Origin of the sequence: Erysipelothrix sp. HDW6B (assembly GCF_011301115.1) — a bacterium.
GTDB lineage: Bacteria > Bacillota_I > Bacilli_A > Erysipelotrichales > Erysipelotrichaceae > Erysipelothrix > Erysipelothrix anatis.
Genome location: NZ_CP049860.1, coordinates 122,472 through 141,931, shown reverse-complemented (window position 1 = coordinate 141,931; position 19,460 = coordinate 122,472). Strand labels below are relative to the sequence as shown.

Here is a 19,460-nt window from a genome sequence, read left to right as displayed (position 1 = left end):
TATTTTTTTAAGATGAGTGCATTCGGTTGTTTTTATGTTTTATATGTTAATTATTTGGATAAAATACCCATAATGAATCCGCTAATTATTGATCCAATTGCAATATAAGCAATGTATAGAACTGGTTGCGAAACAAGGAATATTACGAAGATACCACCGTGAGGCGCACTTACCATAATATTTGATGCAAGTACAAGTGCACCGGTAACTGCGGACCCAACTACAAAACTTGGAATGATTCGTAATGGATCTTTTGATGCAAAAGGAATTGCTCCTTCAGTAATGAAAGATGCCCCTAAGACAGCATTAGTAAGTCCGGCTTGTTTCTCTTCAACTGTAAATTTATCTTTGAAAAATAGTGTGGCAACAAATACTGCAAGCGGCGGTACCATACCAGCCGCCATAACGGCTGCCATGACACTACTTCCTCCCACAGATGCTGTAGCAAGCGTTCCTGTACCAAAAACATAGGCCGCTTTGTTAACTGGACCCCCTAAGTCAATTGCCATCATAGCCCCTAAGAGCAATCCTAGGATAACAGCATTCGTGCCTGACAAGTTCAGCAGGAAGTTGTTCATCATATCATTAATCGTTTTCATTGGTACATTAACAATAAGCATAATTGCACCAGTAATGAGGACACCTAAGAGAGGATATAACATGATATTTTTTAATCCATTCAGTGAATGGGGCAGTCCATTGAGCATTTTCTTCACAAAATTGACTACATACCCTGCCACAAATCCACCAATTAGTGCGCCAAGGAAACCTGCGCCACCAGTGCTAGCAATTCCACCTGCAACAAATCCCGCTACAAGGCCCGGACGATCTGCAATACTGTAGGCAATGTAACCAGCTAATACTGGAAGCATGAATCCAAATGCTGCACCACCAATTTTATTTAGAGATGCAGCTAATTCATTGTAACTACCCAATTGACCTAAACTATCTTGTGGTACACCTATTAACTGGTCGACCAAAAATGAAAGTGCAATAACAATTCCACCACCAATAACAAATGGGAGCATATAAGACACACCACTCATTAGATGTTTATAGATTCCTTTTTTCTCATCTCGTGGTGAATCTTGAGCCTTCTCACTATGAATAGGAGTATTATCAGAAAGTGCTTCTTCAAATAATTTTTGTGGTTCTTTAATTGCTTTGGCTACTGGGACTGCAATCATTTTTTTACCATCAAATCGTGATGTTTCAACCTTGATGTCAGCAGCAACAATCACAGCATCAGCATTCTCAATATCAGCCTTCGACAACTGATTGCCAACACCTGAAGTTCCGTTAGTTTCAACTTTTACATCAATGTTCAACTTCTTTGCAATTTCTTGAAGTTTCTCTGCTGCCATATATGTGTGTGCGATTCCTGTTGCACATGCTGTCACTGCTACAACTTTTTTATGATTATGTAAATCATTCGTTTCGATACTATTAGTAGTATCTTCTATTGAGAATGCTTCGATTATTTCTGAATACGTTGAGGCATTTTTTAGTTTTAGCACAACATCGGAATGCATGAGCTTACCCGATAATTCTGCGAGAATCTTAAGATGCTCATTCCCTGAATTTTCCGGAGTAGCAATCATAAAGAATAAATGCACGGGCTTGCCATCCATGCTTTCGAAATTCACTCCACCAGTACTTCTTCCAAATAAAACAACTGTTTCTGTAACTATATTGCTCCGACCATGAGGGATTGCAATTCCATCTCCAACACCAGTCGTACTTATAGCTTCTCTTTCAAGAAGTACATCTAAGAACTGATTTGCATCACTAACAAATCCTTGTGCCTTTAGATATTCAGACATTTCTAAAAGCACAGATTTCTTATCATTTTCTTTCAAATCAAAAATAATACTATTTCTTTTAAGCACATCACTAATTTTTAATTTCATAATTAGATCCTCTCTATTTTGATTTTATTCATTAAATTTGATATTTCATCTGATGTTGCAAGTGCTTCAGAAAATGCCGTTGCCGTTCCCGAAGCCGATGCTAATAAGTATGTTTCTTTTTCGGATTCTCCTTTTACGATTCCTGCAATAAATCCAGCAACCATGGAGTCTCCAGCCCCAACTGAATCAATAAGCTTTCCTTCTGGCACCGTAGCCTTAAACAGGTCTTGATTGGAAATATATAGAGATCCATCTTTACCACAAGAGATAATAATATTTTTAACACCTAATTTAAGCATTTCCTTACCTGCAATAAGAATCGATTCGTAATCATTCGGGACATTGGTAATTTGAAGGAATTCATCGATATTTGGTTTAATTAAGAGGGGATGATATTTTAAAATATTTATGAGCTCATGACTTCCGATATCAACGATAAAATCAATATTCTTCGAATGTAAATATTGTGCTATCTTTGTGTACCAACTGTAATTCATTCCCCGGGAAATACTACCACTCATAACAACAATATCGTTTTCAGTAAATGTCTTGATTTCTCGTTCAAGTTGTTCAATGTATCTCGAATCGATGATTTCTCCAGAACCGTTCAGCTCAGTCTCGATATCGGTTTTAATCTTCACGTTGATCCTCGTTAATACATTTGAATTGATAAATTTATCTTTTATGCGTGGATACTCTTTCAAATTTTCACGAATATGTTCGCCAGTAAAACCTCCTAAAAATCCATGAAGCGTCGTATCAATTCCTAAGTTATTGAGTACGATTGCAACATTAATTCCTTTACCTCCTATTCTTATTTTCTCGAAGTTTGACCGATTCGTCTTGCCAAGTTCCACAGAACTTGCAGACATCAAATAATCAATTGACGGATTTAGTGCAATAATATGTATCATGAAATCACCTCTATTTGTATTTTATCATAAATGTAATCGTTTTCAAACACTATTTATCATTTCTTATCATTTTCATTCAAATCATTATTAAAAATAAAAAAAGTAGGACACGCCTACTTTATTACTTTTATATTTAGGTATTTATCTCCTGGATGTTTATTTGAAACTAGGTATCCATCACTAATTTGAGCAAAGGACATTCCTGACTTCCGCCCAAATTTACTTTCATCACCTAGGAAATACACTACATTAGAATGCTTGATAATAGTGGCCTTAATCATTGCTTCCATTTCATCAGGAGTTGAATAACCAAACTCTGAATCGAGAGCATTAAATCCTATAAGTGCTATATCAAAATTCATACGTTCAAGATATTTGATACTTAGTGATCCAACCGTTGCAAGTGTCTTAGTTTTTAGATGACCACCGATAATATACGTATCAATATTGTATTTATTTAGCATTTCAATATGATGTAAGCCATGAGTAAACACCGTTACATTCTTGTTTTCGAGATATGGAATGACAAGTGATGTTGATGTTCCTGCATCTAAATAGATTGATGAATCGTCGGGAATATAATCTGCAGCGATTTTAGCAATTTTTAGTTTTTCATCAGCATTAGTAGTTCGACGCAATTCGAGCTCAATATCCATAGCAATGTGATTCTGTTTGAGAGAGCTCGCGCCTCCATGAACTTTTTTAATGACATTTTCTTCATGAAGTTCATTAATATCTCTTCGAATCGTAATTTCGGAAACATTCAGAAGTTGCGATAATTCTTCTACTTTCGCAAATTGATGTTCATTTACGTATTCAATAATTGCGAGATGTCTTTGATTCTTTAACATGATTAGTCAAATGTTCTAAGTGGTAGAATTAACTGAACAATTGAATCATCTTCAGGATGACGAATTACAAATGCTTGCATTTCACCCACGAACATAATTTTAACTGTTTCTGACTTGAAGGATTTTAAAGCTTCAATCAAGTATTTTCCACTGAATGAAATTTTTAGATTACCTCCCACATAATTTATCGGATGGAGAATTTCTTCTGATGATCCAATTTCTTGAGATTTTGAACTAATAATAATTTCATCTGGAGTTGCTTCAAGTTTTACAGTCCAGTACCCTTCACTCTTTAAGAATGAAGATCTATCAACAGCATTGATTAAATCAGTTTTCTTAACAACGAGTTCAAATCCATACTCGTTCGGAATCAAACGATTTACATCTGGGAAAAGACCATCAATAAGTCGAGATTGAATCAATGTTTCGCCAATATAAAATTGAACTAATTTATCCGATACTGCAATAGTAATGATTTCATCACCGGTTATTGTTTTTTGTACTTCATATAAGTTAGAGGCTGGGACTGAGATATTAAAGTCCATCTCTACAGGAAGTTCAACAACTTTCTTTGCAAGACGGTAACTATCAGTTGCAACACTATTTAAAGTCGTTCCATTAGCTTTAAAGTTTACGCCCGTAAAAATCGGACGATCTTCACTTGTTGAGCAAACAAAAGCTGTCTGAGAAATAATCTCAGATAATTTACTTCCAGAAATCTCAAATTGTTTTTCTGGTTTTGTAAAGTCGATAATTGGGTATTGATCGCCCTTTGTTCCATTAATGTTATATTCAGCTTGATTTCCACTGATACGTGTTAGAGCACCATCAATAATTTCCATATTAATAATGTCAGCATCTAATTTTCGAACTGCTTCCAGAACATAACGCGCTTCTAAAACGACATCACCTTCTTCATGGATAACTAAATTATTTTCATCGTTAGCATAAATGACTTCACGAATAGAAATATTTGAATCACTAGCTATCAACGTTAACGTGTTGTTACGTAATTCGAATTTGATTCCTGAAAGTATAGGTAGCGGTGAGTGTGTTGATGAAGCACGACCAACTGAAGATAATGATTTATAAAACGATTGTTTTTTGATATTAAACTTCATAGATTCCTCCAAAGTATATTGAATACAATTACATTTATTATAGCATAATTATGCAAAATATTATTATCGAAAAAGTAATTCGTAAAGAACGATTTTTTGTTATTTATAAGTATATTAAGTAATTTAATACTATTAAGGGCTGTGGAAAAGTGGATAACATTTCATTTAGGCCTATAATACGCCAAATAAAGCTATTTTAGGGTGTTATCAATATGTGGATAACTGTTGATAACTTCTCTAAAAGAAAAACCAGCTGATAGATTTAGCTGGCTTTAAATTCAGATTCAATTTCAAAAATTGCCCGTGCAAGAAGCTGATCTGTTTTAAGCTTCTTTTCAATTTTGTCACATGCACTTATTATGGTTGAATGATCACGTTTTCCAAATTCTTCACCAATTTTATTGTAAGGTAAATCGAGATGTTTTCTCGATAGATAAATTGCAATATGGCGGGCATTCGCAATTGCTTTCGTCCGTGCCTTAGAAACAAGCTGAGCTTGTGTAAGTCCATAGTAGTCAGCGACAATACGTTTGATAGTTTTTGTATCCAATTCATTTGTTTTTATTGGTTGTCCATTTGTTACCTTAAATGCAGACATAGCTATATCTAAATTTATATGGTCATTGTTAGAGAATTGAATAGAGTAAAACAATAAGCGGTTAAGTGCACCTTCTAAAGTTCTCACATCTTTAGAGAAATTTGCAGCAACATAAGCGAGGACATCTTCATCAAAAATACCTGGATCAACACTTCGACTCATTATTTTCATTTTTAGAATTGCGAGTGAAGTTTCAAACTCTGGCGAATCAACGCCAACAGATAAACCTGAGGAAAAGCGGCTAATTAAGCGGTCTTCGAGTCCTTTAATTTCGGTTGGAAGTCTATCACTAGTAATAACAATTTGCTTACGGTTATAAATTAATTCATTGAAAATGTGGAAGAAAATCTCGTGGGATTTTTCTTTACCTGCTAAAAACTGGATATCATCAATAAGTAAAACATCGAGATCGTACATTTGATCTTTGAAGTCTTCAATTTCTCTATTTTGGATAGAGTTGGCAACTTGTCTAACAAAATCAGAACTTGATGTATAAAAAACCTTGGCATTAGGGTTCTTTCCTTTAATATAATTACCAATTGCATTTAATAAGTGGGTTTTACCTAAACCAGAGTTTCCATAGATAAAAAGAGGCGTATAAAATTGTCCAGGTCGATACGCACATCCCAATGCAGCTGAATGACTTTCCTTATTACTAGGTCCAACTACGAAATTTTCAAAAGTCTGGTCAACCGCAATTCCATCAGATTTAACAACACGCTTTACTTCTGGAACAGGAGTAGCAGTAATTGGCTTCTTCTGTGTAAACTCGCCTTCTTCAAGAACTTCACAGACCATGTTTTCTCGTTCTAAAACAGAATTAATGGCTTTATTCAAGTATTCAAGTTGATCATGTAGTATGACTTTTTGTAAATAAGTTGAAACAACAATCGTTGCTGTTGCATCATCGAGTGCACCAAGACGAGTATCAGATTCAATATATGTTTTAAAAATCATATCATCTAAAGGACTGTTTTTCTGAATATAAGATTTAACTTTTCCCCAAACATCCTCTAAATAGAATTTCATCGTTGTCATGGCATTTCTCCTTGTTCATTTACTATAATACCAAATAAAAACAAGAAAAAAAGCAGGTATTTTTTTGGTAACAAGTTATCCACAAATGTAAGTGTCAACCGAACAGTAAACAGTGGATAGTTTAGAGTTATCCACACTTATCCACAAAATTAACAATGGGGATTAATTGGGGAAAGTTGAAAAGATAGTCAACAACTGTTGATAAATGAATGATTCAGGAAAAAAACTTGAATTTCAAACGCATTAACAACATCAATATAGAGCTTGTATACTGGATATAATGTACTTTTCCACATATCAACAAAGTGTTGATAAACAATGTTATAAAGTGGTGGTAAAAGGTGTTAAGAGTCAAAGTGGATAAAAAAAACATATATTTAATCCACTGATTTATAAACAGGGTTATCACCAATCCTTAAATTACTAAAATAATGTGGATAAATGTTGTTGAATTTGTTAAGATGGAAAAGCATGTTTTCTGAATCAGTAAAAAAAAGCGTACTCGCTCGTGGGTTTCGTTGACATTTGGATACAGATTATATATAATTTTAAAGCATTTGCTCTTTATCGTAAAAAAGAACTGGAGGTGGTTTTCAATGAAGAGAACTTATCAACCGAGCAAAAGGAAACACCAAAAGGTCCATGGCTTCAGAGCCCGTATGAAAACAGTTGGCGGACGTCGAGTGCTTTCACGTCGTAGATCAAAAGGAAGAAAAGTGTTATCTGCATAAAAAGTCACCCATGCGGGTGGCTTTTTTGTAAAGATGGAAGTGAATTATGAAAAGAGAACTTAGAGTAAAAAATCCAAGAGATTTTCAACGAATTATGCAACGACGTCGTTTCAAAAATTCGAAGTCTTTTTCAGTATATATAGATACAAAAAAAGAGATTAGTCCACGCTTTGGAATATCAGTTCCCAAAAAATTAGGTGGAGCCGTATTAAGAAATAAAACCAAGCGCCAAGTACGCTCAATGGTTCAAGATATTGGAGTTTTCGAAAGCGATTATGACTATATTATTATGGTACGTAAAAGCTATTTTGAAACAAGTTTTGAGGAAAACCGAAAAGACTTGGAAAAACTCCTAAAAACAGTTAAAATATAACAGTACGTATGTTAGGAGATTTAGATGAGAAAATATAAAAAAATTGCACTCCTAGGATTACTACTTGTAGTACTAACAGGATGTATGAGCTATGTTGATCCTGTAACGAAACAAGTATATCCAGAATCAATTATTCGACTAGGGGATGCATGGACATGGGGTAAAGAGAGCTGGTTCGGCGCTATCTTTGTATGGCCTATTGCACAATTACTTAACTTCTTTGCTCAATATGTTGGAGCGTTATTATCAATTGTTATTGTTACTTTGTTAATTCGTTTATTAACAATTCGTGGATCAATCAAATCAACGATTCAACAACAAAAAATGCAATTGTTAGGACCTGAACAAGCAAAAATTGAAGAGAAATACCGAAACAGAACTGACCAACAATCAAAAATGGCTAAAGCAACCGAAATGCAAAAGCTGTACCAAAAACACGATATCAAACCGATGTCAGCAATCGGCGGTCAATTATTACAATTACCAATCATGATTGCAATGTACTATGCGGTTACACGTGCAGACTTAATTATTAGCGGAACAGTATTTGGAGAAACATTAGAAAAAACACCAATGCAAGGATTCCAAGAAATGAATGTTGTGTATATTACAATATTTGCATTAATGGTTATCTTCCAAGCATTATCAATGTTCTTACCACAATACTTAGCAAAACAAAAATTGAAGAAATATCCAAATCAAAAGCAACCTGCAAACCCAGCAAGCTCAATGATGTATGTATCATTAGCAATGATCGTTTTCTTTGCTTTAACATGGAATATCGGAATGAGTCTATACTGGATGATTTCAGCTATGGGACAACTATTCCAAACACTTTATATTAACAACAAATACGCAGATCAAAAATAATTCGTAGGAGGAAGTCATGAAGCAATATACCGCAAAGACTTTGGATGAATTACTAAGTAAAGCAGCCAAAGAAAAAAATGTTCAACCCGAAGATTTAGTATATTACGTAACTGAAGAAAAGACAGGATTCTTAGGAATTGGGTCCAGTGTTACTGCTGAAGTATATGCCCTCCAAGACGTGTCTGAGTTCATTAAAGATTACCTAACTACATTCTTTAGTGGTTTAGGACAGAACGTTGAAATTGAAATTGATCAAAACAATAATAATATTCGCATTAATATTAATGCAGAGAATAATGCAATCTTGATTGGCCGTGGTGGTAAATCGCTCGATGGACTAGGACAATTAGTTCGTCATGCTGTTAACGCTAAGTTCAAACGTAGATTCTTTGTTAGCCTTGATATTAATAACTATAAAAATGACCGTTACCAAAAACTTAAAGCAATGGCAAAACGTATTGCTAAACAAGTTCAACGATCTAAAGTTGATGCATCGTTAGATCCGATGCCAAATGATGAGCGCCGCGTTATTCATAAAGAATTAACGAACTTCCCTAATGTCAAAACGTTAAGTGAAGGCTCTGGCCGTAACCGTCATCTAAAGATCATTTATGATCCAAACAAAGAGTAAGGGGAAGCCCTTATTCTTTTCTTTCTAAAGAGGTATGTATGAAAATAGTTGTAGGTCTGGGAAATCCCGGAAAACAATACGAACGTACACGCCATAATGCTGGTTTTATTACAATAGATAAAGTTGCTTCGAAATTGGGAGTAACAATTTCTACGAAGAAATTTAAAGCATTGATTGCGGAGACATTCGTAAGGGGTCAAAAGGTTATTCTCGTTAAACCACAAACATATATGAACTTATCCGGCGAAGCTGTCCGTGAAGTTGTGGCATATTATGATGCATATCCGGAGGATATTATTATCATAAGTGACGATAAAGACCTTGATTTGGGAAAAGTCAGAATCCGTCCGAAAGGCAGTTCTGGTGGACAAAATGGAATCAAGAGTATCATCGAACATATTGGTACATCTGAAATTGCACGTATTAAGGTGGGGATAGGGAAAAATCCACATATGAATACTGCAGATTACGTTATGGGAAAAATTGATGAAGAAACAGCTATCGATCGTGCTGCAGATGCGGCAATTGATTTTGCTGAAGGAATAGAAATTCTTGAAATTATGAACCGTTATAATGGAGCAAATAATTCATGAATTGGCTTAAAGATTATTTAAAATCGAATCCTATTGTTGAACAATACACCCAGGGCAAAGATAACTTTGCCCATTTGAGCGTGATGCAAGAAGCAATGTTAGCTGTAGGAGCCACATTAAAAAACAAGAAAAAAATATTTATTGTTAAAGAAAATGAACAGCAAGCTCAAGAACTGTTCGATCAAATTCAGCGAATAAGTCCCGAATCAAGAGTTATATATTATAACCATGAAGAATCTCTAAGAGTCGAAGCTATCGTACAATCTGAAATTATGCGTGCCAATCGAATCGAGGCACTCTATCGAATATTAGAAAATGACTATGACATATGTATCACGCATGCGATTGCTTCGATTCGTAAGCTTTCGTCACCCAATACATTACAAGAGGCAATTACAACCATAAAAATTGGTGACCACTTTGAACCAATTGAACTTGCGCGTCGCTTGCAAAATATGGGTTACTCGCGCGTTAAATACGTCGATCAACCGTTTACGTTTGCAATGCGTGGTGGTGTTTGTGATATCTTTTCAGTTCAAATGGAAAAACCAATCCGCATTGAATTCTTTGATGTTGAGGTTGATAGTATTCGGTCATTCAATATTGATGACCAAAGATCAGAAGAGAAACTTGAATCTGCAACAATCGTCTTTGCGAATGATGTGTTATTAACCGATTCTGATAGAACGATGATTGTATCAAAAGTTGATCAAGCATTGGCTTTAGAAAAAAATGATGAACTTATCAATAACGTTGAAGTCAAACGAGAACAAATAAACCAAGGATCGTATGATACGACACTCTATCCCCTTCTTGGATACTGGGAAAATTATGCAACCATCTACGATTTCGTGAAAGATGCACAGCAGATTTTGAGTTCGGTTGAGGGTGTAGAGCGAACATTAAAACAAAATACGATAGATTTAGCGGAGTACTCTGAAGAATTGTATGACATGCACGAGTTAATCTATATCAATAATATGTATGCAGAGTACCCCTCCTACCTTAATGATGCTTCGAAAATGAAAATTCATGAGTATCAGATTGAAAATGAAGTCTTCATTCCTTGGCATAGTGCAAACATAATATCGGATAATATCGTAGAGACACTTCAATGGATTCGTAAAGAAGCTATAACCCAAGGTGTCATCATTGCTTTAAATGAACACAACATGGAAGAGTTCATCCGCGCACTCATTAATGCAGATATGTCTTATACAGTATTAACGGACTACCCAAGTAATCCTGGGATTTATATTGATTACTCAGATATCCAAAGTGGATTTTACTTAGAAGACGAGAAAATTCTTGTTTTCACCGAAAAAGAGCTATACCAATATCGTAAAAAGAAATATCGCTATGACAATAAATTCTCAAAAGCGGAGTCTTTGAATCAACTTCAAGATTTAGATACTTCTGATTATGTCGTGCATCGTCAATATGGAATTGGTCGCTACATGGGAATTACGACAAAAGAAATTGAAGGCGTCCATAAAGACTTTATGAGAATCATGTATCGTGATGGTGATGAATTGTTTGTCCCTCTCGAACAATTTAGTTTAGTTCGAAAATACATGTCTTCTGAAGCAACTGCAGTTAAGCTCAGTAAGCTTGGAAGTAGTGCATGGCAAAAGAATAAAGATAGAGTTAAACAGGATGTTGCATTAGTTGCGGATAAGCTAGTTAATCTCTACTCACAGCGAATGGAAAGTGTTGGTTATGCATACCAACCTGATACCGAGTTTCAAAAACAATTTGAATCAGATTTCGAGTACGAGTTGACTCCAGATCAAAAACAAGCAATCAAAGAAATCAAGGAAGATATGGAAAAACCACTTCCGATGGACCGACTACTCATCGGTGATGTCGGATTCGGAAAAACAGAAGTCGCAATTCGGGCGGCATTTAAAGCATTTGTAGATAGTAAACAAGTTATCTTCTTGTGTCCAACTACGATTCTTAGCGCTCAACATGCTCGAACATTTAAAGAGCGCTTTGCAAACTATCCAATTGTGGTTGAAGTATTGAATCGTTTCGTATCTGATAAAGAACAAAAAGATATCATTCAGCGTTTTAAAGATGGAAAAGTTGATATTTTAGTTGGAACGCATCGTGTTTTATCACGAGATATCAAGCACCATGATCTGGGGTTATTAATTATTGATGAAGAGCAACGTTTTGGTGTTGAACATAAAGAACGAATTAAAGAATTCAAAGTATCGGTTGATGTGCTTTCGCTGAGTGCAACGCCGATTCCGAGAACGTTACAAATGTCATTAATTGGTCTTCGTTCATTGTCACAACTTAATACTCCACCGTCAAATCGACTTCCGGTTATGACATATGTAATTGAGAAAAACCAAAAAACAATTAAAGAAATTCTTGCAAAAGAATTAAATCGTGATGGACAGGCATTCTATCTCTATAACAATGTAGAGCAAATTTATAGTGTTGCAAATAATATTGCAATGTCGGTTCCACAAGCGCGTGTTGCAGTAATACATGGGCAGATGGATCGTAGTGATATTGAAGATGTTATGATCCAATTTATTGAGAAAGAGATTAACGTCTTGGTATGTACCACAATTATCGAGACAGGCATTGATATTCCAAATGCGAATACGATTATTGTAGATAATGCTCATCGATTTGGACTGTCTCAACTGTATCAAATTAAAGGTCGTGTTGGTCGATCAGATCGTTTAGCCTATGCATATTTTATGATACCAAGTAAACAAAATATCACAGAAGTTGCGCAAAAGCGTCTGCAAGCAATTAAGGAATTCACGCAATTAGGAAGTGGCTATAAGATTGCAATGCGTGATCTTACCATTCGTGGTGCGGGAGAATTGTTAGGTGGAAATCAATCCGGTTTCATTGACACCGTGGGTATTGATTTATACGTTCAACTTCTTAAAGAAGCTATTTCTGAGCGTCAAGGTAAAGGAATTGAAACACCTGAAACAGAATCACGATATAATCTAAGTGTTGATGGTTATTTACCCGACGATTTTACAAGTGACGATGGTGAAAAACTGGAATTGTATCAGCGAATTAATGACTTAGAAACAATCTCAGATTTAAAACGATTCTATGATGAAATGCGAGATCGTTATGGAGAACTTCCAGAGTCGGTAACAATGTTGCTAGAGAAAACACGACTGGAAATATTCTTGCGAGATGAACGCATTGAATCATTTAAGGAACGTGTGAATAAAGTTGAATTGCGATTCACAGAAGCATACAGTTCAAATGTCGATGGAATCAGTCTTTTTGAATTGATTTCGGAACGCTCAAGTGAGATTAAAATTAAGTATACAAATCGTATGATATCAATTGAATTACCTGTCTATAAAGGATGGGCTGAAGATTTAATTTATGTTTTAGAACATGTAAAGGAGCAAAATCATGAGGCTTGATAAGTATTTAAAAGTATCGCGAATCATAAAACGGCGTACAATTGCGAAAGATTTGGCTGATGATAATCGTGTATTTGTGAATGGAAAATTGGCAAAACCATCGACTGAAGTAGCGGTTGGAAACATCATCGAAATTCGCTTTGAACACCGCCATATTAAGGTTGAAGTAACCTTTTTAAGTGATAAAATTCTGCGTTCAAATCCGCCAATGTATGAATTATTGGATGATAAACGCATCGAAAAGAGTGAATAAGTTTCCTCGAATATGTGAATTAAATTATTTTAATTCACATTCGAAGTCTTAATATATTAAGAAAATAGTCCTGAATTGTGACAAAAACGTCACTACATAGTGCGGAAATTTAAAATATGTGAAGATATCCTTGAAATATTGTTGCAATGTGAGCTTTGTGAAAGTGAAGTGACAACTCTTGAAACGTAATAATTTGTCGGTATAATTAGGTGTGTAAAGAAAAGGAAGATGAGACACTATGGCTCAAATTGCTAAGAAAAAAATTAAAAAAACATCACCACTTGTTAAAATTATTTCGACATGTCTTGGTGTTGCCGTTCTTGCATTTTCGGGATACATGTTAACAAAATCCGTAAACGAATTAGTTACAACAGCACAACTTAAACAAGAACTAAATACAGTTCAATCCCAATTAGACACATTGAAAGATGAACAAACAACTCTCAATGAAGAAAAGGCTCGTTTAGAAGATCCGACATACGTTCAAAACTATGCGCGTGGTACCCACCTCTTATCGAAGTCGGGAGAGCAAGTATTTATTTTACCTAAGGGTGAATAATAGAAAAGGTATGACATTATGTCATACCTTTTTATTTTGCAAATAAAGACGGAGTTTCATTGTAAGTGCAATTGTCTTTGCATCTGTAATTTCATTATTCATGATTTTTGCTTCAATCTCTGAGAGCTTGAGTTGGTGAACGTGAAGTTCTTCACCCTCATCAAGGTTTTGTCCAACAAATTCTAAATCAGTAGCGTAGAATAAGGCTAATGCTTCTGTAAGATAGGCAGGTGTTGGATGCATAATGCCAAGTGGCACAATAGTTTGCGCTCTGTAGCCAATTTCTTCTTGAAGTTCACGTTTCGCAACATTGAGGGGAATCTCACCAGGATCTGTTTTCCCAGCTGGAAATTCAGTCATGATCATTTCTGTACCAAAACGGAATTGATCAACGACATAAAAGTATTCATCATCGTGTGTCGCCGCGATTACAGCCCCACCAGGGTGTTTTAGGACTTCTGCTGTGAAAATACCTACATCGGTCTCAAAATCAGTCTCAAAGGCATCTATGAGAAAGCCATCAAATTTTTTTCGTTCATCGAGTTTTTTATAAGGTTTTACCATTGTTTTTATAATCCTTTCGCGCACCAACATAGTGTTTAATTAGATAACCAAAGCAAACAATCAACAAGACTCCTGTGATTACGGGAATAAAGGGTTGTGGCCAAAACATATAAACAATCATCAAAATAAAAATTATAGCAATCAATCCATTATAAATTTTGTCATCAGCAGCATTGTGAAATGCCTGTTTAAGTGGTTTCATCAACGTAATCCTTCTTTCATCACTTTTCATTCTAACTGAAATCATTTTTTCAAACAACAATAAAGAATGATGCATGATATAATGATAAAAAAAGAGGTGTGATTATGGGATTATTTGTATCATTTGAAGGACCAGACGGAAGCGGTAAGACAACTATCACGAAATACTTAACAGAGTATTTTATTGATAAAGGGGAAGATATCTTGCTAACGCGTGAACCTGGGGGAATTGGAATTTCAGAAAAGATTCGAAACCTGATCCTTGATCCAGTCCACACAGAGATGGATGATCGTACAGAAGCATTATTGTATGCAGCAAGTCGTCGTCAACACTTAGTGGAGAAAATTGTACCTGCCGTCGAAGCAGGTCGTATTGTTTTTTGTGATCGTTTTGTTGATTCATCACTAGCGTATCAAGGATATGCCCGTGGAATCGGCATTGATGAAGTTTGGGAAATTAATAAGTTTGCAATTGATAGTCATCTTCCAGATGTTACGATTTTTATTGATTGTGACCCGGAAATTGGTTTAGAGCGTACTGGTAAACGGGGCGCAAAAGATCGTTTGGAGATGGAAGGGTTTGAATTTCATAAACGTGTCTATGAAGGGTATCAAGAAGTCATTCGTCGTTTTCCAGACCGTATTCGTGTAATTGATGGTACTGGAACTGTCGAAGCGGTTGCTGCACAAGCAATAGCAATTATTGAAGAGGTTATTAATGAACGTTCAAACTGAAGCATTAAATTTATTTCATAAACAACAAGAAAAAAATCGTGTGTCACATGCATACCTAATTGTAGGGAAAAGTGATGCTTTTTCTTTTGCAGAGTATATGGCGCAAAGTTTGATGTGCATGCAACAAGAAATTGGTGCGTGTGGAACATGTAGTGTGTGTCTTCGAATTAAAGAACGAATACATGGTGACTATAGCGTTTTAAGTAGTAAAGATGAAAGTATCAAAAAACAAGAGATTGTAACGTTGAAAGAGCAATTTGTTCAAACCAATATGGAAGCCAATTCGCGTAAAGTTTATATTATTGAAGATGTAGAAAATGCTAGTATCGCTGCAATGAATAGTATTTTGAAGTTTCTTGAAGAACCGGATAGTGATGTGACTGCAATTCTTACGACATCCCAACCCAATCGCGTCTTAGAAACGATTAAATCACGATGCCTACTTATTCAATTGAAGGATAACGACCAAAAATTGCTCTACGAAGCCGGTATTGAAGAAGGACTTGATGAACAAGATGCTTATTTATTATCAAGAGTTGAAAATACCGTTGAAGAAATGCTTACTGTAAGTCAAAGTGATGGGTATCAAGCAACCGTAGATTTGGCGTTAGAATTTTTAGGGATGTTGAATGATATGCGCATTCACGAAGGTGTCGTTCTTATGCAGCACCGTGGTATTAAACAAAAAGTCTTAGACAAAACAACGATTGATTTATTTTTAGACGTGCTCTTGGTAAGTTTGGATTTTGAAACATTTCCAAAATTCAATCAATATGTCGATAAAATGAATGACAATACAAAACTTGGATATAAGAAACGTGTATTGATGATTAAAGATAGAATTCGCCCTGGGGTAAATACAAACTTACTCATTGATCAACTCGCTTATGAAATTGTGAATCAGCATAAAACATTTACGCTCTAGGAGGTCCCGCTATGATTAAGCAACAAAGTTTTAAAAATGAACTGCCAACACTGTATCTTGTCGCAACACCGATTGGAAACTTACAAGAAATGACACCACGTGCCATTGAGATTCTCAAAACAGTAGATATTGTTGCTGCAGAGGATACACGTAATGCGCGTAAACTATTTTCGCATTTTGATATTGAAACGAAGTTAATCAGTCATCATGCTCACAACGAACATGAGAGTTCACAAGGGATTATCGACCTATTGCATAACCATTCGAGTGTTGCATTAATTAGTGATGCAGGATACCCCCTAATTTCAGATCCTGGGCAAACTTTGGTTCGAGATGTTATTGCTGCAGGATATAATGTTGTGCCAATTTCAGGTGCGAGTGCATTTCTAAATGCATTAGTTGCTTCAGGTCTTGTTGCTCAACCATTTGCGTTTATGGGATTCTTGGAACATAAAGAAAATCAATTAAAAAAACAACTCGAAAAAGATAAAGATTTGCCGATGACAACTGTCTATTATTTATCGGTTCACAAGTTAGCAAAGACCCTAGAAATCGTGTATGATGTATTAGGTAATCGCCAAATATGCCTTGTTCGTGAACTCACCAAAATGCATGAAGAATTCATACGTGGCAGTGTTACCGAAGTTATCGATGCAGTCGATGTGATTAAAGGTGAATTTGTTCTTGTCATTGAGAAAAATTCAGTTGAAGAAATTGTGACGTTTGAAACGCTCATTTCGCAAATTGATGACGCAATTTCAGAAGGAAATTCAGTATCACGATCAATCTCATTGGTAGCGAAGCGTAATAATGTATCTAAAAATGATCTTTATGCGCAGTACCACGAATCAAAATAGGAGAGATAAAATGAAAATTTTTGATTATGAAGATATTCAATTGATTCCCAATAAATGTATTGTGAACAGTCGTTCAGAGTGTGATACAAGCATTGAATTAGGAAACCGCCGTTTTGAAATGCCAATTGTTCCTGCAAACATGCAAACCGTTATTGATGAACCCCTTGCAATCTGGTTAGCAGAAAATAACTACTTTTATGTTATGCACCGCTTCGATGAAGCACGTCGTTATGACTTCATAAAGGAAATGGCAGAACGTAATTTATTTTCATCGATTAGTGTTGGTGTCAAAGGTGATGAGTATGGTTTTATCGAACAACTCGCTAATGACAATGTGATCCCTGATTATATAACAATTGATATTGCTCATGGTCACTCAGAGTCCGTTATCTCAATGATTAAACATATTAAAAAATTCATTCCTCAAACATTCGTAATTGCGGGTAATGTCGCAACACCTGAAGCTGTTCGCGAACTTGAAAATGCGGGAGCGGATGCTACGAAAGTTGGCGTTGGACCTGGAAAAGTATGTATCACAAAATTAAAAACTGGTTTTGGAACTGGTGGATGGCAATTATCAGCGCTAGCATGGTGTGCTAAAGCAGCACGTAAGCCAATTATTGCTGATGGTGGTATTCGCGACCATGGTGATATTGCAAAATCAATTCGCTTTGGAGCAACAATGTGTATGATTGGTTCACTCTTTGCAGGTCACGAAGAATCTCCAGGGGAAACTGTTGAAAAAGATGGAGTTACATTTAAAGAATACTTTGGTAGTGCGTCACAATTCCAAAAAGGTGAACACAAAAATGTCGAAGGTAAGAAAATCTTGGTACCATACAAGGGAAATCTTGCTGATACATTGTTAGAAATGAAGCAAGACTTACAATCTTCAATTTCCTATGCGGGTGGAAGAGACCTTGAGTCAATCCGCAAAGTAGATTACGTAATTGTTAAGAATTCTATATTTAACGGCGACCGTTAAAATATGATATAATTTACACAGGGTGATGCTATGAGTTTAAAACTTACAAAACAAAGACAAGAAATCCTCGATGTTATTCAAGCATCTGACGGACATATGACCGCAGACGAAATACATTCAACATTAAAAGAGCATGGAGTATCGGTAGGAATTGCGACTATTTATCGCAATCTTAACGTTTTGTATGCAGAAAAGTTGATTAACCGTGTGCGCCATCCTGAGCTAGGATTTATCTATGATAAGAATCTACATGATCATTATCATTTTAGATGTCGCGAATGCAATCGAATACAAGATGTAGAGATTGAGTATCGTGATGATTTACATGCGCTTGTAGAACAGGAACTTGGATGTCTCGTGATTGATCACGATATGTCATTTGAGGGAATCTGCAGCGAATGTTTAAAAAAACGAACCAAAAAAAGCTAAATCCCGTCATTACGGGATTTTTCAATAGATATGAAAGGGATAGTACATGCATACAAAAATATTAAATTTCCGTGATTTAGCTGGAATACCTGTTACTAATGGTGTTGTGAAGCCACATAAATTGTTGCGAGGTGGTCCTCTTGAAAATCTGGATGACCAAACGCGGGCCCGTCTTGTTGATGAATTTGAGTTAACGCATGTTATCGACTTGCGAACGCTTAATGAACAAGATCGTCAACCTAACGAAATTCTCGATGGTGTCCGGTATACACATTTGGATATACTTGGGAAACGCGAACGCACAACAGCAGACCCAATGGAAATGCTAAAGATGGTCAAAGACGTAAACTCGGTTGAGCATATGCAATCGCTAAATGATACATTTATTCGTGATGAAGATGCTCGTAATGAATACCGCCAATTCTTCAAGGAACTTTTAAATAATCCTGAAGGTGCTACTTACTTCCATTGTTCAGCAGGAAAAGATCGTACTGGGTTCGCAGCTGCTCAAATATTGAAAATTCTGGGTGCATCTCGAGAATCAATTTTAGAAGATTATTTGATGACAAATATCCTCAACAAAGATAATCAAAAACGCATGGTTGATCTCATGTTGGAACAGCATCCCGATGCGACACACGAACAGATCGAAAATTATCGAGGATATACAATGGTTGCGGAATCCTATATTCAAGCGGCATTTGATGCAATCGATGAAGATTATGGTGATTTTGATACCTACGTTGCGGAAGTCTTAGAACTTACTGCAGACGATATTGAAATACTTAAAACAATTTACGTAACAGAACAATAATCTCAGTGGGATTGAATCCCATTGAGATTTTCTTTTCTAAGTTGTGAGAAGTGACTAAATAAGCTATAATTACAAAGAAATATGCGGAG

General features: G+C 35.7%; 21 protein-coding genes. 14 read left to right on the top strand and 7 right to left on the bottom strand.

Annotation, left to right across the window (positions count from 1 at the left end; genetic code table 11):
• Window positions 1-50: 50 nt before the first annotated feature.
• The 5 genes from G7061_RS00740 to dnaA all read right to left on the bottom strand — a co-directional run bounded on the left by G7061_RS00740 (window position 51) and on the right by dnaA (window position 6,432).
• Window positions 51-1,910: a fructose-specific PTS transporter subunit EIIC gene (locus tag G7061_RS00740; protein WP_166118029.1), complete on the bottom strand. Its 1,860-nt coding sequence runs from the start codon at window positions 1,908-1,910 to the stop codon at window positions 51-53.
• Between the two features lie 2 nt (window positions 1,911-1,912).
• Entirely contained in the window at window positions 1,913-2,824 is a 912-nt protein-coding gene (locus G7061_RS00735) for a 1-phosphofructokinase family hexose kinase (protein WP_166118027.1), read from the bottom strand.
• Between the two features lie 113 nt (window positions 2,825-2,937).
• The gene (locus G7061_RS00730; RefSeq protein WP_159639947.1) at window positions 2,938-3,675 is read right to left on the bottom strand and encodes a DeoR/GlpR family DNA-binding transcription regulator; all 738 of its coding nucleotides are present in this window, start codon (window positions 3,673-3,675) and stop codon (window positions 2,938-2,940) included.
• A gap of 2 nt (window positions 3,676-3,677) precedes the next feature.
• A complete protein-coding gene (gene dnaN, locus G7061_RS00725) occupies window positions 3,678-4,796 on the bottom strand; it encodes a DNA polymerase III subunit beta (protein WP_159639949.1) in 1,119 nt (372 codons plus the stop codon).
• A 262-nt stretch (window positions 4,797-5,058) separates the two neighbouring features.
• Window positions 5,059-6,432, bottom strand: coding sequence for a chromosomal replication initiator protein DnaA (gene dnaA, locus G7061_RS00720; protein ID WP_159645167.1), 1,374 nt, complete (start codon window positions 6,430-6,432; stop codon window positions 5,059-5,061).
• A gap of 596 nt (window positions 6,433-7,028) precedes the next feature.
• On the opposite strand from dnaA, the gene rpmH reads away from it, so the two are divergent.
• The 8 genes from rpmH (at window position 7,029) to G7061_RS00680 (ending at window position 13,861) form a co-directional block, all read left to right on the top strand.
• Window positions 7,029-7,163, top strand: a complete 135-nt coding sequence (gene rpmH, locus G7061_RS00715) for a 50S ribosomal protein L34 (protein WP_003774176.1) — start codon at window positions 7,029-7,031, stop codon at window positions 7,161-7,163.
• Between the two features lie 46 nt (window positions 7,164-7,209).
• Window positions 7,210-7,536 (top strand): ribonuclease P protein component, encoded by a 327-nt coding sequence (gene rnpA, locus G7061_RS00710; RefSeq protein ID WP_159634863.1) that lies wholly within the window; start codon window positions 7,210-7,212, stop codon window positions 7,534-7,536.
• 24 nt (window positions 7,537-7,560) lie between these two features.
• On the top strand, window positions 7,561-8,406 hold the full coding sequence (yidC, locus tag G7061_RS00705) for a membrane protein insertase YidC (RefSeq protein WP_159639953.1): 846 nt from the start codon (window positions 7,561-7,563) through the stop codon (window positions 8,404-8,406).
• Window positions 8,407-8,422: 16 nt separating this feature from the next.
• Window positions 8,423-9,037, top strand: a complete 615-nt coding sequence (locus G7061_RS00700; protein WP_159634869.1) for a R3H domain-containing nucleic acid-binding protein — start codon at window positions 8,423-8,425, stop codon at window positions 9,035-9,037.
• A 38-nt stretch (window positions 9,038-9,075) separates the two neighbouring features.
• Complete coding sequence (pth, locus tag G7061_RS00695; RefSeq protein ID WP_159645165.1) at window positions 9,076-9,630, top strand: aminoacyl-tRNA hydrolase; 555 nt, start codon at window positions 9,076-9,078, stop codon at window positions 9,628-9,630.
• Window positions 9,627-13,049 carry a transcription-repair coupling factor gene (gene mfd, locus G7061_RS00690; RefSeq protein WP_166118025.1) on the top strand — a complete coding sequence of 1,141 codons (3,423 nt, stop codon included), beginning with the start codon at window positions 9,627-9,629 and terminating at the stop codon, window positions 13,047-13,049. Before pth ends, mfd begins: the two co-directional genes overlap by 4 nt.
• Window positions 13,039-13,302: an RNA-binding S4 domain-containing protein gene (locus tag G7061_RS00685; protein WP_166118023.1), complete on the top strand. Its 264-nt coding sequence runs from the start codon at window positions 13,039-13,041 to the stop codon at window positions 13,300-13,302. Before mfd ends, G7061_RS00685 begins: the two co-directional genes overlap by 11 nt.
• A 238-nt stretch (window positions 13,303-13,540) precedes the next feature.
• Window positions 13,541-13,861, top strand: coding sequence for a septum formation initiator family protein (locus G7061_RS00680; RefSeq protein ID WP_159639959.1), 321 nt, complete (start codon window positions 13,541-13,543; stop codon window positions 13,859-13,861).
• A gap of 21 nt (window positions 13,862-13,882) precedes the next feature.
• Here G7061_RS00680 and G7061_RS00675 read toward each other — a convergent pair whose 3' ends face one another.
• Together G7061_RS00675 and G7061_RS00670 are read right to left on the bottom strand one after the other, a co-directional pair.
• The gene (locus G7061_RS00675; RefSeq protein WP_166118021.1) at window positions 13,883-14,425 is read right to left on the bottom strand and encodes an NUDIX hydrolase; all 543 of its coding nucleotides are present in this window, start codon (window positions 14,423-14,425) and stop codon (window positions 13,883-13,885) included.
• Complete coding sequence (locus tag G7061_RS00670) at window positions 14,409-14,627, bottom strand: hypothetical protein (protein ID WP_159645159.1); 219 nt, start codon at window positions 14,625-14,627, stop codon at window positions 14,409-14,411. The genes G7061_RS00675 and G7061_RS00670 overlap by 17 nt, the downstream gene beginning before the upstream one ends.
• A 101-nt stretch (window positions 14,628-14,728) precedes the next feature.
• Here G7061_RS00670 and tmk point away from each other — a divergent pair, with 101 nt between their 5' ends.
• The 6 genes from tmk to G7061_RS00640 are packed head-to-tail and all read left to right on the top strand — an operon-like array spanning window position 14,729 to window position 19,371.
• A complete protein-coding gene (tmk, locus tag G7061_RS00665) occupies window positions 14,729-15,361 on the top strand; it encodes a dTMP kinase (RefSeq protein WP_370456902.1) in 633 nt (210 codons plus the stop codon).
• Window positions 15,345-16,286 carry a DNA polymerase III subunit gene (locus G7061_RS00660; RefSeq protein WP_166118019.1) on the top strand — a complete coding sequence of 314 codons (942 nt, stop codon included), beginning with the start codon at window positions 15,345-15,347 and terminating at the stop codon, window positions 16,284-16,286. Before tmk ends, G7061_RS00660 begins: the two co-directional genes overlap by 17 nt.
• A gap of 11 nt (window positions 16,287-16,297) precedes the next feature.
• Window positions 16,298-17,143: a 16S rRNA (cytidine(1402)-2'-O)-methyltransferase gene (gene rsmI, locus G7061_RS00655; RefSeq protein WP_159641730.1), complete on the top strand. Its 846-nt coding sequence runs from the start codon at window positions 16,298-16,300 to the stop codon at window positions 17,141-17,143.
• A 10-nt stretch (window positions 17,144-17,153) separates the two neighbouring features.
• Window positions 17,154-18,128: a GMP reductase gene (gene guaC, locus G7061_RS00650; protein ID WP_159634899.1), complete on the top strand. Its 975-nt coding sequence runs from the start codon at window positions 17,154-17,156 to the stop codon at window positions 18,126-18,128.
• 30 nt (window positions 18,129-18,158) lie between these two features.
• Complete coding sequence (locus G7061_RS00645) at window positions 18,159-18,557, top strand: Fur family transcriptional regulator (protein WP_159634902.1); 399 nt, start codon at window positions 18,159-18,161, stop codon at window positions 18,555-18,557.
• A gap of 46 nt (window positions 18,558-18,603) precedes the next feature.
• Window positions 18,604-19,371: a tyrosine-protein phosphatase gene (locus tag G7061_RS00640; RefSeq protein ID WP_166118017.1), complete on the top strand. Its 768-nt coding sequence runs from the start codon at window positions 18,604-18,606 to the stop codon at window positions 19,369-19,371.
• Window positions 19,372-19,460 lie beyond the last annotated feature (89 nt).

Bases quoted from the DNA above. Each gene is read 5' to 3' on its own strand.
- G7061_RS00680 (WP_159639959.1), top strand. From the start codon at position 13,541: ATGGCTCAAATTGCTAAGAAAAAAATTAAAAAAACATCACCACTTGTT.
- mfd (WP_166118025.1), top strand. From the start codon at position 9,627: ATGAATTGGCTTAAAGATTATTTAAAATCGAATCCTATTGTTGAACAA.
- pth (WP_159645165.1), top strand. From the start codon at position 9,076: ATGAAAATAGTTGTAGGTCTGGGAAATCCCGGAAAACAATACGAACGT.
- dnaN (WP_159639949.1), bottom strand. From the start codon at position 4,796: ATGAAGTTTAATATCAAAAAACAATCGTTTTATAAATCATTATCTTCA.
- guaC (WP_159634899.1), top strand. From the start codon at position 17,154: ATGAAAATTTTTGATTATGAAGATATTCAATTGATTCCCAATAAATGT.
- G7061_RS00730 (WP_159639947.1), bottom strand. From the start codon at position 3,675: ATGTTAAAGAATCAAAGACATCTCGCAATTATTGAATACGTAAATGAA.
- G7061_RS00700 (WP_159634869.1), top strand. From the start codon at position 8,423: ATGAAGCAATATACCGCAAAGACTTTGGATGAATTACTAAGTAAAGCA.
- rsmI (WP_159641730.1), top strand. From the start codon at position 16,298: ATGATTAAGCAACAAAGTTTTAAAAATGAACTGCCAACACTGTATCTT.
- G7061_RS00740 (WP_166118029.1), bottom strand. From the start codon at position 1,910: ATGAAATTAAAAATTAGTGATGTGCTTAAAAGAAATAGTATTATTTTT.
- yidC (WP_159639953.1), top strand. From the start codon at position 7,561: ATGAGAAAATATAAAAAAATTGCACTCCTAGGATTACTACTTGTAGTA.
- dnaA (WP_159645167.1), bottom strand. From the start codon at position 6,432: ATGACAACGATGAAATTCTATTTAGAGGATGTTTGGGGAAAAGTTAAA.
- G7061_RS00670 (WP_159645159.1), bottom strand. From the start codon at position 14,627: ATGAAACCACTTAAACAGGCATTTCACAATGCTGCTGATGACAAAATT.
- G7061_RS00645 (WP_159634902.1), top strand. From the start codon at position 18,159: ATGAGTTTAAAACTTACAAAACAAAGACAAGAAATCCTCGATGTTATT.
- rpmH (WP_003774176.1), top strand. From the start codon at position 7,029: ATGAAGAGAACTTATCAACCGAGCAAAAGGAAACACCAAAAGGTCCAT.
- G7061_RS00660 (WP_166118019.1), top strand. From the start codon at position 15,345: ATGAACGTTCAAACTGAAGCATTAAATTTATTTCATAAACAACAAGAA.
- G7061_RS00735 (WP_166118027.1), bottom strand. From the start codon at position 2,824: ATGATACATATTATTGCACTAAATCCGTCAATTGATTATTTGATGTCT.
- rnpA (WP_159634863.1), top strand. From the start codon at position 7,210: ATGAAAAGAGAACTTAGAGTAAAAAATCCAAGAGATTTTCAACGAATT.
- G7061_RS00675 (WP_166118021.1), bottom strand. From the start codon at position 14,425: ATGGTAAAACCTTATAAAAAACTCGATGAACGAAAAAAATTTGATGGC.
- G7061_RS00640 (WP_166118017.1), top strand. From the start codon at position 18,604: ATGCATACAAAAATATTAAATTTCCGTGATTTAGCTGGAATACCTGTT.
- G7061_RS00685 (WP_166118023.1), top strand. From the start codon at position 13,039: ATGAGGCTTGATAAGTATTTAAAAGTATCGCGAATCATAAAACGGCGT.